The organism is Haloferax sp. S2CR25, assembly GCF_031624535.1.
Lineage (GTDB): Archaea > Halobacteriota > Halobacteria > Halobacteriales > Haloferacaceae > Haloferax > Haloferax massiliensis.
Window position 1 is genome coordinate 331,020 of sequence record NZ_JAMQOO010000004.1, and the last position, 15,001, is coordinate 346,020.

The window sequence follows — 15,001 nt, forward strand, 5'->3', positions numbered from 1 at the left end:
AGCCGTGGTGTTCGGCCGGTGAGTGGTGACGTCCGACGAAACTCAGGCGGCCTCGGCCTGCGTCGCGGTCTTTCGAATCTCGTCGAGGACGGAGTCGAGAGCGAGCACGTCGGACAGCGCCTCCATCGCACTGGAGAAGGGGACGTCGAGCGCGTAGCTGTAGTAGTTCCCGCGCGAACCGGTGCGGTTCTCCTCGGCCGAGAGGATGCCGAGCATCCGGAGGTCCGAGAGGTGGTTGTGGACCGACCGCTGGGCGAGCGGGTCGATGCCGGCGGAGTTACACAGCCGGAGGTACTCCTGATAGAGGTCGCGCATCCGACACGGCGTCTCGTCGTGGGCGGCCTTCGAGACGACCGCGAGGAGCGCGAAGTGGCCGTTTTCGGTGAGTTCGCGCATCCCTTCGACGACGCGCTCCTGTTCGAGTTTCTGCCGGGCGATGTCGACGTGGTCGAGCGTGATTCGCTCGTCGTCTTTGTTCTCGGCGTGTTCGCCCGCCAGCCGCAGGAGGTCCAGCGCCTGTCGCGCGCTCCCGCTGTCGCGGGCGGCGAGCGCCGCACAGAGGTTGAGCACGCCCTCCTCGCAGGCGTCCTCGGCGATGGCGACCTCCGCGCGCGATTCGAGGATGTTCTGGAGCTCGGGCGCTTGGTACGGCGGGAAGTGGAGTTCGCGCTCGCAGAGGGTGTCCTGCACGCGCGGGTCGAGCTGGTCGTGGAACTTGAAGTCGTTCGAGATGCCGATGAGGCCGACCTTGGCGTCTTCGAGTTTCCCGTTCGACCGCGCCCGCGGGAGTTCGTAGAGGAGTTCGTCGCGGTCGCCGATGGAGTCGACTTCGTCGAGGACGATGAGCACCGTCCCGCCCACGTCGTCCAGCTCCTGAAACAGCTTCTTGAAGACGGTCTGTTGGGGGTAGCCGGTCGAGCTAATCTCCGCGCCCGGCGGTCGAAGCTCGTTGACGAGTTCGACCGCCACCTGGTACGAGGAGTTGAGCGTCTTGCAGTTGATGGAGATGACGCTGAGGTCCACGTCGTCGTACTGCGAGACGTCTTCGAGGAGCATTTCGAGGAGGAACTCGGTGACCGCGGTCTTTCCCACGCCGGTGTTGCCGTACAGGAAGACGTTGTTCGGCTCCCAGCCGTCGACGACCGGTTGGAGCGCGTCCATGTACTCCGAAATCTCGTCGTCGCGCTCCTCGATGCGCTCGGGCTTGTAGGACTCCCCGAGGGCGTCCTTGTTGGTGAAGACGTTTTGTTTTCGCTCGAACCGGCGCATTAGCGTCGGTCCGTTGTAGCGTCCCCTTATTTAAAACCCCGATTTCATCTGATTCATGTGAATTGCGGCGGTGGTATCGGTGGGTGATGGGCGGCGTGTTCTCGTCTCGAATCGTCGTCTCCTGAATGTCTCTTGCTACCGAGTGTTGTGGTCCGTGTGAACTCGTTTGAACAGACACACACCACTATTGCAAGTGAACGAGAGTACGTGAGAGTGACTAGTAGAACAACAGAGCATGCGTTCAACTAAAGCGTTGACATGAATCGGCGCTCACGATGCGAGTCCCGGCCAGACGAGTCTGCGGCGAGCGGCGCGTAGGCGACCTGAAACAGGAAGAATCACCTGCAACGGTGGTGGGTGGTGCGGGGCGGGTCCCGTTCGCGGTTCACTTGCACCGGTGCTCTCCCCGCGCAGTCGCCGATGCCACCCCCCCACGGCGTCGCCGCGCTTCACGCGCAACGGTGGTGTCTGTGGGTGCGCCCCGACACCTCGCTCCACCGCCAATTCACTTGCAAACGTGGTGTGTGGGTGTCGAGCCTCGACTTTCGTCCGCCGCACGGACGAGTAGTTCACTTGTCGGAGTGGTCTGTCCGGCCGCGTCGTCTGCGGGCCTTCGTGTGGCACCACCGACACAGCGCGACCGACGCTCCGCTCGACTCGGCTGGTCGGCGGGATGACAGTCGTCCCTCCGACGACCGCTCCGTCCCTCGAAATGTCTTTACCTCGGTTACTGTTACCTACTCCCGTGGACCGTTCCGCCCTCCGCGCGCTCGCGCTCGCCCTCCTCGCGGTCGTCGCCCTCTCGGTCGTCGCCGCCACCATCGACTCGACCGTCGTCACCAGCGGCGGCCCGATAGGCTTCGGTGGCGGCGAGACCGGCGGCGCAGTCACCGGAGACACAGACCGGACCGGCGTCCAACCGACCGGCGGTTCGTCCGGCAGTCTCAGCATCCCGACGCCGTGTCTCCCGTGGTTGCTCTCGCCCGGAATCCTCGCGGCCGTCGCCCTCGTCTTCGCCCTCCTCGGCGCGTACGTCTACCGCGAGACCGGTTCTCTGCTCCCGCCGCTCGCCATCTACGCGGCGGTCGGGCCGCCGGTCGTCCTGCTTTTCGCCCTCCTCACGGCGTGTCGCCGCGAGTCCTCGTTTTCGTCTCGCGCCGCGGCCGCCGCGCGGAACGTCTCGTTTCTCCCCGCCGGTGGCGGTGGCAGTCTCGGCGGCGGTGGCGCGGCCCAGAGCGTTTCACCGCCGACGGTGCTGTTCGGCCTCCTCCTCGCGGTCGCACTCGTCGTCGCGGTTTTCATGCTCGTGACGGGGACCGGCGACTCGCCCGAGGCCGACGGCGAAGCCGCCCCCGTCGACGAGGACGAAGGGCCGGACGTCGCCGCGGTCGGGCGGGCCGCCGGGGCCGCGGCCCAGCGCATCGAGGACGGCGACGCGGACGTGGAAAACGAGGTGTTCCGCGCGTGGGGCGAGATGACCGCGCTCCTCGACGTGCCGAACCGCCGCGCCGCGACGCCCGCCGAGTTCGCCGACTCGGCCGTCGACGCCGGCATGGACCGCGACGACGTGAGCGCCCTGACGACGTTGTTCGAGGAAGTTCGCTACGGCGGCTTCGAGGCGACGCCGGAGCGAGAACGCCGGGCGGTCGACGCGCTCAGGAACATCGAAGACGCCTACGCCGAGTCGGCGGAGGGCGACCGATGACGCTCGCACGCCGGCTGTTCGTGTTCGTCGGCGTCGTCGCCACGGTCGCCGGGTTCGCGGTCATCGCCGGCGTCTCGCTCGGCCTCGAACTGACGGACGTCTTCCTCGGCCTCGTCGCGGCGCTCGCGGCGTTGCAGGGCCTTCGGTACGTCCAACACCGCCGCGACACGACCCCGAACACCACGGTCACCGGCGACCCGGAAGCGCGGATTTCGGTCCCGGTTCCCGGTTCCGACTTCGACGACGACCTCGTGTCGGCGGCGGGTCGGCGAACCCGCTGGGCCGCCCGCGAGCGGGTCGTCGACCGCCTCGAAACCCGGGCCAAGGGGGCGCTCGTCGCCCGCGGCGGTCACGCTCCCGAGGAAGCGGCCGCGCTCCTCAAAACCGGCGGGTGGACCGACGACCCGGTCGCCGCGCGATTTCTCGGCGCGTCTGTCTCGGTTCCGCTTCGACAGCGCGTCCGACTCCTGCTGTCCGGTCAGTCGTCGCTTTCCGACCGCGCCGAACGGACCGTCGCCGCGATAGAGCGAGTCGGCACCGCCGACGACCCCGCGGGTGAGCGCCGATGAGTCGCGGCTTCGACACCGACCGCTGGACCGGCCTCGACGGTCTCGTCCTCGTCGCGGCCGCCGCCGGCGTGTTCACCCGCGAGCCGTCGCTCCTCCTCGCGGCCGGCCTCGGCGTCGTCGTCCTCGCCTACGTCCGGGTCGCGGCGATCCCCGAGGTGTCGCTCCGCGTCGAGCGCGACCTCTCGGACGCGACGCCCGACCCCGACGACGAGGTCGAAGTCACGCTCCGCGTCACCAACGAGGGGCCTCGGACGCTGTTCGACCTCCGCGTCGTCGACGGCGTGCCGCCGGCGCTCGGCGTGGCCGACGGCCCCGCCCGACTGGGGACTGCGCTCAGACCGGGAGCGACCGCGACCGCGACGTACACCGTCACGGCCGTCCGCGGCGAGCACGCGTGGGGCGAGACGGTCGTCGTCGTCCGCGACCCGAGCGGGGCCGTCGAGTCCCGCGAGACGTTCGGCGCCGAGACGACGCTCCGGTGTGAGCCCGAACTCGCCGCGACCGCCGACCTGCCGCTTCGGGGCCTCACCTCGAAGTACGCCGGGCGCGTCGAGACCGACGTGCCGGGGTCGGGACTGGAGTTCGCGTCCATCCGCGAGTACCGCCACGGCGACCCGATTCGCCGCATCGACTGGAACCGCCGCGCCCGCACGGGCGAACTCGCCACCGTGGAGTTCCGCGAGGAACGGGCCGCGGCAGTCGTGCTCGTCGTCGACACCCGCGCGGAGGCGCACGTCGCCCCCGACGACGAGGCGGAGACCGCGGTCGAGCGCTCCGTCGACGCCGCGAGCGTCGCATTTTCGGCGCTCCTCGACAGCGGCGACAGCGTCGGCATCGCGGCGTTCGGCCCCGACGAGTGCTGGCTCGCCCCCTCGTCGGGCGTCGACCACCGCGCCCGCGCCCGGCGACTGTTCGCCACCCATCCGGCGTTCGCGCCGACGCCGCCGGACGGGGCCTTTTTCGGCTCCGTCGTCGTCCGACGGCTCCGACGTCGCCTCGCCAGCGACGCGCAGGTCATCTTCTGCTCGCCGCTCGTGGACGACTACGCGGTCTCGGTCGCCCGCCGGTTGGAGGCCTACGGCCACGCCGTGACGGTCGTCTCGCCCGACCCGACGGCGACATCGACCGTCGGCGCGCGACTCGCGCGCATCGAGCGCGACCTGCGGCTCCGCGAACTCCGGCGGAGCGGCGTCCGCGTCGTCGACTGGGGTGACGAACCGCTCGGCGTCGCGCTCGCGCGGGCCGAAGCGGGGTGGTCGCGGTGAGCGAAATCACCCGCAAGCCGACGCGGACCGGGACCGCGATGGCGCTGTCGGCGGCCGGACTCACCGTCCTCGCGCTCGGCTTTACCACGTCGACGGCGGCGGTCGGCGGCCTCACCGCGACGGTCGCGCTCGCCGCCGGACTAGTTCGGGGCTCGCGGCGCATCGTCGACGCCGCGGGCGGGCTGTTCTTCCTTTCGCTCCTCTTCGCGGGCGCGAGCGGGGCCGGGACGGAGGCGCTCTTACTCGCCGCGGTCGGGTCGATACTCGCGTGGGACCTCGCCGACAACGCGCGCTCCGTCGGCGAACACCTCGGCCGCGAGACCGACACGCGCCGGCTCGAACTCGTCCACGCGGCGGCGACGCTCGTCGTGCTCGCGGTCGGCGCGGCCGTCGTCTACGGCGCGGACCGAGCGGCCGCCGGCGGCCAGCCCGTCACGGCCGTCGTCTTACTGTTGGTCGGCGTCGTCGCGCTCGTGGCGGTCGTCACGCGCTGAGCGGCCGTCCGCTTCACGTCTCCCGTCTCCGTTCTCCCGTCTCCGTTCTCCCGTCTCCGTTCTCCCGTCTCCGTTCTCCCGACTACTCCAGCGTCGGCACGGTCACCCGGCCGAGCACGTCGTCGACGACATCCGATTTCCGCACGTCCTCGACCCGCGCGTCCGGCGTCAGAACGAGGCGATGGGCGAGGACCGACTGCGCGACGCGCTTTACGTCGTCGGGCGTGACGAACTCGCGGCCCTCGATGACGGCGCGGGCGCGGGTCGCCTCGAACAGCCGCTGGGTTCCGCGGGGCGAGACGCCGATGCGGACCCGCCGGTCGGTGCGCGTCTCCCGCGCGAGTTTCGCCATGTATTCGAGCAGGTCGTCTTCGACGCGGACCGACTCGGGCGCGCGGCGGACGGCGGTGACGGCGTCGCGGTCGAGCACGCGCTCGACGCTCGGGCTCTGTTCGCTCCGGCCCGCGCGCCGGTGGAGGAGTTCGACCTCGCCGTCGAGGTCGGGGTAACCGATGGCCGACTTCACGACGAACCGGTCGACCTGCGCCTCGGGCAGGGTGAACGTCCCCTCCTGTTCGACGGGGTTCTGCGTGGCGATGACGAAGAAGGGGCTCGGGAGCTGGTGCGTCTCGCCGTCGACGGTCACCTGCCCTTCCTCCATCGCTTCGAGGAGCGCGGCCTGCGTCTTCGGCGGCGCGCGGTTTATCTCGTCGGCGAGGACGACGTTGGCGAAGATGGGGCCGGGCGAGAACTCGAACGTCCGCTCGCGCTCGTCGTAGATGTTCGTCCCGGTCACGTCGGCCGGGAGGAGGTCCGGGGTGAACTGTACGCGGGAAAACGACAGTCCGAGCGCGGTGGCGACGCTCCGCGCGGTGAGTGTCTTTCCGGTTCCCGGGACGTCTTCGAGGAGGACGTGGCCGCGGGCGAGGACGCCCGTCAGGACGGTTTCGAGGAAGGCTCGGTCGGCGATGACGGCCTCCGAGATGGCGTCGAGCACCTCGGCGCACGTCTCGCTGGCCGTGTCGATGTCCATACACCTCTCGGGTCTGCGTGCGACTTATTCCCGTTGGTCGGCGGGATTCGGTCGGTCGGCTACCAGTTCTCGACCCCGGCCGCCCCGCTCGGCCCCGTCCGGCGCAGACTCGCCGACTGCGTCCGTGTGACTCTCCGCCGCGGCCCTCGGAAATCGAAACGGATTAAACTATCCGCGAGAGAGACAACGATGGAAGCCGAGGTAGCCTAGCCCGGCCAAGGCGGTAGATTCGAAATCTACTGTCCATTCGGACACGTGAGTTCAAATCTCACCCTCGGCGCTTCTTCCGAACGTCACCTCGCGAGAGACGTTTATGTCTCTCGCCTCTCGTGACGAGGATGTGCGACCACCTGAGATTTGAACCAGCGAGCGAACGCAGTGAGCGAGTGAGGTTCAACTCTCACCCTCGGCGCTTCTCGCGGCCACAACACTCTGAGCGGCGCGTCTCGTCGCGCCGCGACTTCGTGGCCGCGCCTGCGACGGCCTAGGGTTACATTTCGTCACTCAACCCCACTCTGCCAGATTTCTGACCGATAGAATTGTTAGATTTTATTCGGTGTCGTCGTCCTCCAAGGCTTTTCGCTCGGGGGGCCGGCTGGCGCAGTCGCGGCGCTGCTCGTCGGAGGAGTCGTCGGCTATACCGTGCTATTGTTCTCTGCACCGTCTCGGAGCGATCTTCGTCGAAGCTGACGATGCCCGTGGGGTTCGGAGGCGCGGGACGAACGCCCTCCCGAGTTCAAACTTCGCTCTTCAAACCGACCCGGACTTCCACCGCTCTCGATGGACGAGTTCGCTCGTGTCGATGCGCTCGCGCCACCCCTCTCGCTGTAGCACCGGCTCCTCCGGAAAGCCGTCCTCGGGGTAGCCGACGCAGAGATACGCAATCGGGTCGACGTGGTGCGGAATGCCCAGTACTTCGCGGACCTCGTGCGGGTAGAGAAACGACACCCAGCCGACGCCGACGCCCTCGGCCCGCGCGGCCAGCCAGAGGTTCTGCACGGCGAGGCACGTCGAGTAGGCGTCCATCGCCTGCATCGTGTTGCGCCCGAGGACGTGCGGCGCGTCGCGGGTCGGGTCGCAGGTGACGCAGATGTTCACCGGGGCGTCGGTGATGCCCTCCAACTTCAACCGACCGAACTCCGACTTTCGAGGCTCTCGATAGCCCTCGCGGGCCGCCGCAATCGCCCGCTCCGCGATGGACGCGATCTCCGCTTTCGTCTCGTCGTCCTCGACGACGACGAAGTCCCACGGTTGCGAGAAGCCGACGCTCGGGGCGTGATGCGCGGCGTCGAGCAGTCGCGCCAGCGTCTCCTCCGGAATCGGGTCGTCGCCGAACCGCCGGATGTCCCGCCGCGCGTATATCGACTTGTACACTCCCGACCGTTCGCGCTCCGTGAACCCAACCATCGTTTCGATAGTCCAGACTGGCTTGCAAATCGGTTCTGATACGCCCGACTGCTCACGCTTCGTCCCCCAAACAGTTACTAATCAGACACGAATACCGGACCGTATGGACGCCGCGCTCGAATACAAACTCGACACGGTCATCGCCCTCCTGTATTTGCTCCTGCTCATCGAGAGCTACCGAGTGGCCGGCTACTTCGGTGCCGCATTCGTCGTCATCGTTACTATCATCGTCGTCGTCATTCGTCCGGAGTAACCGCTTCGACGTTTGAAGCGAGTGCCGCCGTTACACGTGACTAGCGAGTCTTCCGCACGGGGCCGTGCAGTCCCTCGATTTCACTTTCACTCTACTAGGATGCGATACATATCCCCTGCCCGCGTCAGCGCAAGTATGAGTGCGAACGTAGCAAGCGCGGACACGAGCGAACGGGACGGGACGCGACGCATCGACGTGACGACGGTCCGGACCGGCCGCGTCGCCGACTTCGCCGAGACGGAACTCGGCGACGACGCTATCGGGTTCGAGCGCCGCGGCGGCTGGACCTATCTCGTCGCCAAAGAGACGCGGTAGTCCGGATTCAGTCGTCCCGGGAGCGGGAGAAAAACGCGGACGCAGACGCGACAGGTTCGTTTTCTCAGTCGTCAGCCGACGCGGGCGTCGGCGACGTGTGATTCGGCGCGAGCAGTCGGTCGAGCGCGTCCACCATCGCCTGGACGCTCGCCCGCGTGATGTCGGCGTGCGACGCCGCGACGGTGACGCTTCGGTCGCCGAGCGACATCGTCACCTCGACGGTCACGACGGCGTCGGTGCCGCCGGTGATGGCGTCGACGTGGTACTCGTCGAGTTGGGCGTCGGCGTCGGGGCCGAGCGCCTCGCGGACGGCCTTCACCGCGGCGTCGACCGGGCCGGAGCCGGTGTCGGAGGCGACGCGCTCTTCGCCCTCGACGCGGAGGCGGACGCTCGCGGTCGGCGTGCCGCCGCCCGAGGCGGCCGTGAGGTCGAGCAGTTCGACCTGTCGGGCGCGCTCGCGGCCCTGTACGTCCTCTGCGAACGCGAGGAGGTCGGCGTCGGTGACGCGCTTGCCGCGGTCGCCGAGTTCCTTCACGCGCTCGACGACGGCGGCGACTTCCTCGTCGGTGGCGTCGACGCCGTGCTCCTCCAGCGCGGCCTTGACGCCGGCGCGACCGGCGTGCTTCCCGAGGACGAGGCGGCGCTCGCGGCCGACCGTCTCCGGCGGGTACGGCTCGTACATCGCGTCGTCCTTGAGCGTCCCGTCGGTGTGGATGCCGCTCTCGTGGGTGAACGCGTTCTGACCGACGACCGCCTTGTTCGGCGGGAGCGAGACGCCCGTGGCCTGCGCGACCTTCTGGGCGAGCGCGTAGAGTTCGTCGAGCTTCACCGACTCCACGTCGTAGCAGTGGTCGAGCGCGATGGCGACCTCTTCGAGCGCGACGTTGCCGGCGCGCTCGCCGATGCCGTTGACCGTGGTGTGGACGAGGTCGGCTCCCGCGGCGAGGCTGGCGTGGACGTTCGCCATCGCGAGACCGAGGTCGTCGTGGGTGTGCGTCGAGGTCGGGCCGAGCTCAGCGAGTCGGGAGACGACCTCGTAGGTGTGTTCGGGGCTCGTGTGGCCGACCGTGTCGGCGAAACAGAAGCGGTCGGCGCCGGCGTCGTGGCTGGCGCGCGCGAGCGATTCGAGGAACTCCGGGGCGGCCCGCGAGCCGTCCTCGCCGATGACCTCGACCCAGAGGCCGTGGTCCTTGGCGTAGGCGACGAGCTCGTCGGTCGTCTCGACGACGCCCTCGCGGGTCGTCCCGACCTTCGACTCGACGTGTCGGTCGCTCGCCGGCACGACGAGCGTGATGCCGTCCACGTCGCAGTCGAGCGCGAGGTCGACGTCGTTCTTGACGCCGCGGGCGAAACTCGTCACCGTCGCGTCGAGGCCGAGCGACGTGACGCGCTTTATCGTCTCGCGCTCGCCGGGGCCGGTGCAGGCGCTGCCGGCTTCGATGTAATCGACCTCCGCGCGGTCGAGCGCGCGGGCGATATCGGCCTTCTGGGCCGGCGTCAGGGAGACACCGGGGGCCTGCTCGCCGTCGCGGAGCGTGGTGTCTAAGAGCTGTACTGAATCAGAAGTGCGTAGCTCGGGGGTCTTCCCGAATCGTTCGTTCACGGTAGAATCGTGTCCTTGTGGGTTAGAACCGTCGAATTTCACAGCCAGCCGTCTCGCGACGACTTACTCTATCCTCCGTCGGTGTGGTAGGTTCCGACATAGTAGTTGAAGACATTTGTCGATGAAGGGATAAAAGAGATGGTTCCGACAGAAATTGGTGTCTCTCCGGGGACCGCGCTGGACGGGCGTCGATTCGAGGCCGACGAGTCACTCCGAAATCTCGACCAGGTCGCCGGGTTCGACGCCGTCGGCCGCGCCCGCGGGGAGTTCGACGATGGTGTCGGCCATCCCGAAGCCGATGCCCGTCCACGCCGATAGCCGCTTTTTCTTCGTCACCTCGTCGCCGACGAGCCAGAGCGCGTCGATGTCGAACGGGACGAACACCATGTGGAGGCTGTGACGGTCGGCGTCGTCGAACCGGAAGACGAGGGCGTAGTCGTCCGGCACGGAGCCGCGGAACATCAGCCCGCGCGCCTGCGAGAGAAACGAGTCGGCCGTCTCGACGTTCGACGCGAGGGTCGATTGGTCTCCGTTCCGTCGGTGAACGAGTCTCACGGGGCCGGCTTCGACGGCGGGCGTGATGAATCCACCGTCGAGACGGCGGGCCGTCCGCCGCCGAGAGCAACGTTTAGGCTTCCCCCGCCCCGAACGCGCCCCATGGAGCGGACGCCGACAGGGACGCCCGTGGGGGTCGATGACCCCTACGACCACGCCGGCCGCTGCGACCACCTCACGAGCGACGGCGCGTGCCGGCTCGCCCGCGAGTACGCCGACCGCAACCCGGCGTTCGCCCGCGAGCGCGCCCGAGCGGACTACGAGTGCGTCGCCGCCGCTGAGGGCTGTGACTTCCGCGACTGCCCGCACTACGCCTCGACGACGAACGGCCGCGAGTGCATCCGGTGCGGCCTCGAAGAGGTCCGCATGGCCCACGACTCGGCCGCTCGCCCTTTACTCGAAGAACACCACCTCTCGTACGGCGGCCGCGGCGGTGACAGCGACGGCGATGGTAACGGCGACGAACCCTCTCACGAAATCACGGTCGCGCTGTGTCGGTGGTGCCACACGAAGGTCCACAAGTCGTTCGCCCGCATCGACGACGACGCCTCGCCCGACGTCGAGGCCATCGCCGAGCGGGAGGGTCGCCGGACGAAGGAACTCGACGAACTCGGGTTCCAGACGGCGCGGGACCGCGCCGGCGACGAGTGAGTCGTGGGAGCGGAGAGGAGGGTCCGTTGGAATCCGTCGAATCTGATGGAACGCGTGTGGCATAGCTGGAGGATGTAGTCAGCAGCGAGCGGTCAGGCAACTCTGCCACCGGAGTGGTACTTACCCATGAACGTCCTGAACACAGCGTGAAGTGATTCTGAAGTCCTCGTTTGGAGCGGTCGTGAACGTGAGTGCCATGTCGCGATCACACTGCATGACGTACACCTCCAACAGCTCGTTTTGGTACGTTTCGACTACGTAAACGGTTGTCTGACTTTCGTTCCAGTCGTCGACAAATTCCGTACTGTTGCCATCCGGGACTGTCGACACGCGCTCCGAACGTACCGGGTCGTGGAGCGTGACATTGGTGTAGTTCGCCTCAGTCTGTAGTTCCGCTCCCCGAACGAGCTTCTGACGACCGTCTCTCGTGGTAACGTCGAAGCGAAGGTTCTCGTAGCTCTCGTGGGTGCTTTGGAAGACCGTGACCAAGTAACTTGTCTCCCGTTCGTTCTCGATGAGAATCTGTGTCTCGTGGTCGGAGAGCGGTGATGTACAGCCGGCGACCAGTACGAGACCGGCCAAGAGACCAATGAGAATCACTCGGTGGGAGAGCGGTCGCATGACTTAATTTCACTCTCTCTGCTCGCATGCGTTTTGTGGTATCACGTCGAAGCGATGTCGTTGAATTATGAGAACACTCGCGCCAAGGAACCCACCCAAACATCGAAGCGAACTCGCCGCGACCCAACCGCCCTCGACGTGCCAATCTGATGCACGGATACGCCCATCTCGACCACTATTCGATTGACTTTTAGGCACGGTGGTCCAATCCGGGACATGACCCGCATCGTCGTCATCGACAACCACGGGCAGTTCACCCACCTCGAACGGCGCGCGCTCCGCGACCTCGGCGTCGACACCGAACTCGTCGACAACGACACCGACCCCGCGGACATCGACGCGGACGGCATCGTCCTCTCCGGCGGCCCCGACATGGACCGCATCGGCCGCAGTCCCGACTACCTCGACCTCGACGTGCCCGTCTTGGGCATCTGTCTCGGCATGCAGATTCTCGCCGAGGAGCTCGACGGTCGCGTCGGCTCCGGCGACTACGGCGGCTACGCCGACGTGGACGTGGAAATCCTCGACGAGGACGACCCGCTCATCGGCTCGCTCGCCCCCGAGACCCGCGTCTGGGCCAGCCACGCCGACGAGGTTAAGGAGGTCCCCGAGGGCTTCACCCACACCGCCACGAGCGACGTGTGCACCATCGAGGCCATGAGCGACGCCGACCGCGACCTCTACGGCGTCCAGTGGCACCCCGAGGTCGCCCACACCGCCGAGGGCGAGGAAGTGTTCGAGAACTTCATCGACATCTGCGAGCGGTAACCGACGACTGCGAGCGGCCGGTCGCCTTCGACCGCGGCCGTGTTTTCCGCGGTGACTCGCTTTTCTCTGTCGCCGCGGCTCAGTTCTCTCCCTGTCGCCGCCGCGGAAAACCGCATCCCGGCGACACGATGCGCCGTCTTTCATGGTCGTTCCTCGGAAGCAAGCCGAGACATTTACCGGCCTCCGTTCTGTCTGTTCGGGAAATGACCTCCACCCAGAGCGACCTCGCTGGGCTCTCGCGGTTCATCTTCCGCGCGCCCAGCTGGTACACGAGCCTCGGGTTCGCCCTGCTCGTCGCCGCGATGGCGGGCATCGGGGCGTTCGACTCCGGGGACCTCGCCGGCTCGTGGCGGGGCATCTTCTTCCTCGGCAGAGACGCTTGGGAAGGTATCTTCTTCATCGGGATTCCGACCGTCGTCGCGGCGTTCGGCACCACCGGCGTCGACCGGTTCGTCGGCGGGAAGCTGACGCACAACCGCTCGTCGCTCCTCGCGCTCGCGGGCGAGGTGATCATCGTCACGTTCCTCACCGGGGCCGCCATCGTCTCCGTCTTCACGGGCCTCGGCCAGACGTTCGTCTTCGACGCGCTCGTGGTCGCCCTCGCGTCGGTGTTCGCCTTCCGCCTGCTCATCGTGATGGCCGTCTCGCGGTCGTCGATTCTCATCGCGGCGGTCCCGGCGAGCATCCAGACGCTCACGTCCGCCGCCCTCCTGTTCGTCTACAGCGGGACGCTCCGTTTCTTCGAGGTCGGCGGCCCCATCCTCGACGCCTATCTGATGCCGTATCTCGCCCGCCCCGACCGGGCACCGCCCGAGCTGTCGGCCATCGCGCTGAGCCACTTCCAACTCCTCGCCATCACCTGCGTGATGTACGCCCTCGGCGTCTACGTCTTCCTCCGCATCGTCGACCGCCCGTGGCGTCGCGGACTCGGCGTGTCCGTCCTCGACTTCATCCGCGGCTTCATCGGCCACATCGCCGAGGGCACCCGCGAACTGGAGGACTTCTTCGAACAGCTCGGACAGGAGGCCATCGTCCCCGTCACCGTGCTCTCGTTCGAGCGCGAGGACGGCACCGAGAAGGCCCGGTTCGTCCTGCCGATGATTCACCCGGGTCCGATGGGCGAAATCGGCGGCGGCAACTTCCCCGAGCGCGTCGCCCGCCGGGCCGAGGGCCTCGTGTTCCCGCCCCACGCGACCGCGGGCCACGACTTCAACCTCGTGACCGAGCGCGAGGTCGACGTGGTCCTCGACGCGGCCGACGACGCCTACGAGCGCATCGAGTACAGCTCCGAGGTGACCGAAAGCGCCCGCGTCCAGTCCGGCGACGCGAAGATGCTCGGCCAGCGCTTCGGCGACGACGCGCTCCTCGTCTCGACGTACGCCCCGCAGTTCGCCGACGACGTCGAGTACGCGGTCGGCCTCTCGGCGTCCGCCGAGGCCCGCACGAGTGGCCTCCGGGACGTGCTCCTCGTCGACGCCCACAACTGCAACAACGGGCTCCAAGGCGCCGACCTCGGCCACGTCACCCCGGGGAGCAAGCGGTCGTTCGACATGATTACCGCGGCCGGGCTCGCGGGGGAGGAACTCTCGGCGTCGCCGCGCGGGTCGCTCTCGCTGGGGACGGCGTTCGACCCGACCGACTGGACGCCGCGAGAGGGCATCGGCCCGCTGGGCATCCGCGTGGCCGCGACGACCGTCGGCGACCAGACGACCGCGTACGTCCTCATCGACGGCAACAACATGGAACCGGGCCTGCGCGACCGAATCGTCGAGGCGCTGACGACCGGCCCGGAGGCGAGCGTCGACGTGGCCGAGGTGATGACGACGGACACCCACATCGTCAACACCGTCGAGGCGGAAAATCAGGTCGGCGCGGCCATCGACCCCGACGAACTCCGCGAGACCATCGAGCGCCTCGTCGACGACGCGCTCGCGGACACCGAGCCGGTCGTCGCCGGCATGGCGACCGAACGCGCGGAGGTGACGATTTTCGGCAACGACCGCACCGAGACGCTCGCCAGCCACGCCAACGTCGTCGTCTCGATGGGCGGGGCGCTCGCAATCGCGCTCATCCTCGCGGCGATGGCCGTCAGCCTGCTCGTGTTCTTCCTCGCGTAGGTGACGCCGGCGGCCGGCGGCTCGTCTTCGTCCGGCGTTCCCTTCCACCTCTCGTTCTCCGCGGTTCCGGCGTCGCCACTCACGAGTTGATGCGAGCGACGAGCGACCGCCCGTCGCACTACTTCAGCGAGAGCGTTCGCGTCTCGATAGCGCCGCAACTCGGACAGACGCGCCGATAGAACACGCTCGACCCGGTCGTCTTGGCCGACCACTCGCCGTCGTCGTCGGTGAAGCCGCACTTCGAACAGGTGCGGTCGGCCTCGCTGTATCGCTCTCGTAACCGGTCCAACGCGGTCGTCCCTCTCGGCGTTCTTCGTATTGACATGAGGTAACATACATCACTATCATGTTTAATTGTGTCGGGCGGTTTCACACC

At 67.8% G+C, this 15,001-nt stretch carries 16 protein-coding genes and 1 tRNA gene; 10 read left to right on the forward strand and 7 right to left on the reverse strand.

Going from position 1 to position 15,001, the window contains the following annotated elements; genetic code table 11:
* Window positions 1-42 precede the first annotated feature (42 nt).
* The gene (locus tag NDI65_RS12630) at window positions 43-1,269 is read right to left on the reverse strand and encodes an orc1/cdc6 family replication initiation protein (RefSeq protein WP_004065096.1); all 1,227 of its coding nucleotides are present in this window, start codon (window positions 1,267-1,269) and stop codon (window positions 43-45) included.
* A gap of 745 nt (window positions 1,270-2,014) precedes the next feature.
* Here NDI65_RS12630 and NDI65_RS12635 point away from each other — a divergent pair.
* From NDI65_RS12635 to NDI65_RS12650, 4 genes are read left to right on the forward strand one after another with little or no spacing between them, the layout of a single operon-like run.
* Complete coding sequence (locus NDI65_RS12635; protein ID WP_089779181.1) at window positions 2,015-2,974, forward strand: DUF4129 domain-containing protein; 960 nt, start codon at window positions 2,015-2,017, stop codon at window positions 2,972-2,974.
* Window positions 2,971-3,543, forward strand: a complete 573-nt coding sequence (locus NDI65_RS12640; protein ID WP_007275760.1) for a hypothetical protein — start codon at window positions 2,971-2,973, stop codon at window positions 3,541-3,543. The genes NDI65_RS12635 and NDI65_RS12640 overlap by 4 nt, the downstream gene beginning before the upstream one ends.
* Window positions 3,540-4,808, forward strand: a complete 1,269-nt coding sequence (locus NDI65_RS12645; RefSeq protein ID WP_089779179.1) for a DUF58 domain-containing protein — start codon at window positions 3,540-3,542, stop codon at window positions 4,806-4,808. Before NDI65_RS12640 ends, NDI65_RS12645 begins: the two co-directional genes overlap by 4 nt.
* Window positions 4,796-5,302: a hypothetical protein gene (locus NDI65_RS12650; protein WP_310893712.1), complete on the forward strand. Its 507-nt coding sequence runs from the start codon at window positions 4,796-4,798 to the stop codon at window positions 5,300-5,302. The genes NDI65_RS12645 and NDI65_RS12650 overlap by 13 nt, the downstream gene beginning before the upstream one ends.
* A gap of 82 nt (window positions 5,303-5,384) precedes the next feature.
* Here the strand turns inward: NDI65_RS12650 and NDI65_RS12655 are convergent, their stop codons facing one another.
* Window positions 5,385-6,335: an AAA family ATPase gene (locus tag NDI65_RS12655; RefSeq protein ID WP_089779174.1), complete on the reverse strand. Its 951-nt coding sequence runs from the start codon at window positions 6,333-6,335 to the stop codon at window positions 5,385-5,387.
* Between the two features lie 195 nt (window positions 6,336-6,530).
* On the opposite strand from NDI65_RS12655, the gene NDI65_RS12660 reads away from it, so the two are divergent.
* Window positions 6,531-6,615, forward strand: a tRNA-Ser gene (locus tag NDI65_RS12660).
* A gap of 470 nt (window positions 6,616-7,085) precedes the next feature.
* Here the strand turns inward: NDI65_RS12660 and bluB are convergent.
* Window positions 7,086-7,742, reverse strand: a complete 657-nt coding sequence (gene bluB / locus NDI65_RS12665) for a 5,6-dimethylbenzimidazole synthase (RefSeq protein ID WP_089779172.1) — start codon at window positions 7,740-7,742, stop codon at window positions 7,086-7,088.
* Between the two features lie 103 nt (window positions 7,743-7,845).
* On the opposite strand from bluB, the gene NDI65_RS12670 reads away from it, so the two are divergent.
* Window positions 7,846-7,995 (forward strand): hypothetical protein, encoded by a 150-nt coding sequence (locus tag NDI65_RS12670; protein WP_167344132.1) that lies wholly within the window; start codon window positions 7,846-7,848, stop codon window positions 7,993-7,995.
* 135 nt (window positions 7,996-8,130) lie between these two features.
* Window positions 8,131-8,310: a hypothetical protein gene (locus NDI65_RS12675; RefSeq protein WP_089779171.1), complete on the forward strand. Its 180-nt coding sequence runs from the start codon at window positions 8,131-8,133 to the stop codon at window positions 8,308-8,310.
* A 64-nt stretch (window positions 8,311-8,374) separates the two neighbouring features.
* Here NDI65_RS12675 and NDI65_RS12680 read toward each other — a convergent pair whose 3' ends face one another.
* Both NDI65_RS12680 and NDI65_RS12685 read right to left on the reverse strand, forming a co-directional pair.
* Entirely contained in the window at window positions 8,375-9,913 is a 1,539-nt protein-coding gene (locus tag NDI65_RS12680; RefSeq protein ID WP_089779168.1) for a (R)-citramalate synthase, read from the reverse strand.
* Between the two features lie 207 nt (window positions 9,914-10,120).
* The gene (locus tag NDI65_RS12685) at window positions 10,121-10,468 is read right to left on the reverse strand and encodes a DUF192 domain-containing protein (protein ID WP_089779166.1); all 348 of its coding nucleotides are present in this window, start codon (window positions 10,466-10,468) and stop codon (window positions 10,121-10,123) included.
* Window positions 10,469-10,570: 102 nt separating this feature from the next.
* On the opposite strand from NDI65_RS12685, the gene NDI65_RS12690 reads away from it, so the two are divergent.
* A complete protein-coding gene (locus tag NDI65_RS12690) occupies window positions 10,571-11,119 on the forward strand; it encodes a hypothetical protein (RefSeq protein ID WP_089779164.1) in 549 nt (182 codons plus the stop codon).
* A 120-nt stretch (window positions 11,120-11,239) separates the two neighbouring features.
* Here NDI65_RS12690 and NDI65_RS12695 read toward each other — a convergent pair whose 3' ends face one another.
* Entirely contained in the window at window positions 11,240-11,719 is a 480-nt protein-coding gene (locus tag NDI65_RS12695; RefSeq protein ID WP_226908733.1) for a hypothetical protein, read from the reverse strand.
* A 237-nt stretch (window positions 11,720-11,956) separates the two neighbouring features.
* Here NDI65_RS12695 and NDI65_RS12700 point away from each other — a divergent pair, with 237 nt between their 5' ends.
* Complete coding sequence (locus NDI65_RS12700) at window positions 11,957-12,508, forward strand: GMP synthase subunit A (protein WP_089779160.1); 552 nt, start codon at window positions 11,957-11,959, stop codon at window positions 12,506-12,508.
* A 203-nt stretch (window positions 12,509-12,711) separates the two neighbouring features.
* Entirely contained in the window at window positions 12,712-14,625 is a 1,914-nt protein-coding gene (locus tag NDI65_RS12705; RefSeq protein WP_089779158.1) for a DUF2070 family protein, read from the forward strand.
* A 118-nt stretch (window positions 14,626-14,743) separates the two neighbouring features.
* On the opposite strand, the gene NDI65_RS12710 is transcribed toward NDI65_RS12705, so the two are convergent.
* Window positions 14,744-14,950 (reverse strand): HVO_0649 family zinc finger protein, encoded by a 207-nt coding sequence (locus NDI65_RS12710; RefSeq protein ID WP_089779155.1) that lies wholly within the window; start codon window positions 14,948-14,950, stop codon window positions 14,744-14,746.
* Window positions 14,951-15,001: the final 51 nt, after the last annotated feature.

Bases quoted from the DNA above. Each gene is read 5' to 3' on its own strand.
- NDI65_RS12705 (WP_089779158.1), top strand. From the start codon at position 12,712: ATGACCTCCACCCAGAGCGACCTCGCTGGGCTCTCGCGGTTCATCTTC.
- NDI65_RS12645 (WP_089779179.1), top strand. From the start codon at position 3,540: ATGAGTCGCGGCTTCGACACCGACCGCTGGACCGGCCTCGACGGTCTC.
- NDI65_RS12690 (WP_089779164.1), top strand. From the start codon at position 10,571: ATGGAGCGGACGCCGACAGGGACGCCCGTGGGGGTCGATGACCCCTAC.
- NDI65_RS12700 (WP_089779160.1), top strand. From the start codon at position 11,957: ATGACCCGCATCGTCGTCATCGACAACCACGGGCAGTTCACCCACCTC.
- NDI65_RS12675 (WP_089779171.1), top strand. From the start codon at position 8,131: ATGAGTGCGAACGTAGCAAGCGCGGACACGAGCGAACGGGACGGGACG.
- NDI65_RS12670 (WP_167344132.1), top strand. From the start codon at position 7,846: ATGGACGCCGCGCTCGAATACAAACTCGACACGGTCATCGCCCTCCTG.
- NDI65_RS12640 (WP_007275760.1), top strand. From the start codon at position 2,971: ATGACGCTCGCACGCCGGCTGTTCGTGTTCGTCGGCGTCGTCGCCACG.
- NDI65_RS12655 (WP_089779174.1), bottom strand. From the start codon at position 6,335: ATGGACATCGACACGGCCAGCGAGACGTGCGCCGAGGTGCTCGACGCC.
- bluB (WP_089779172.1), bottom strand. From the start codon at position 7,742: ATGGTTGGGTTCACGGAGCGCGAACGGTCGGGAGTGTACAAGTCGATA.
- NDI65_RS12630 (WP_004065096.1), bottom strand. From the start codon at position 1,269: ATGCGCCGGTTCGAGCGAAAACAAAACGTCTTCACCAACAAGGACGCC.
- NDI65_RS12710 (WP_089779155.1), bottom strand. From the start codon at position 14,950: ATGTCAATACGAAGAACGCCGAGAGGGACGACCGCGTTGGACCGGTTA.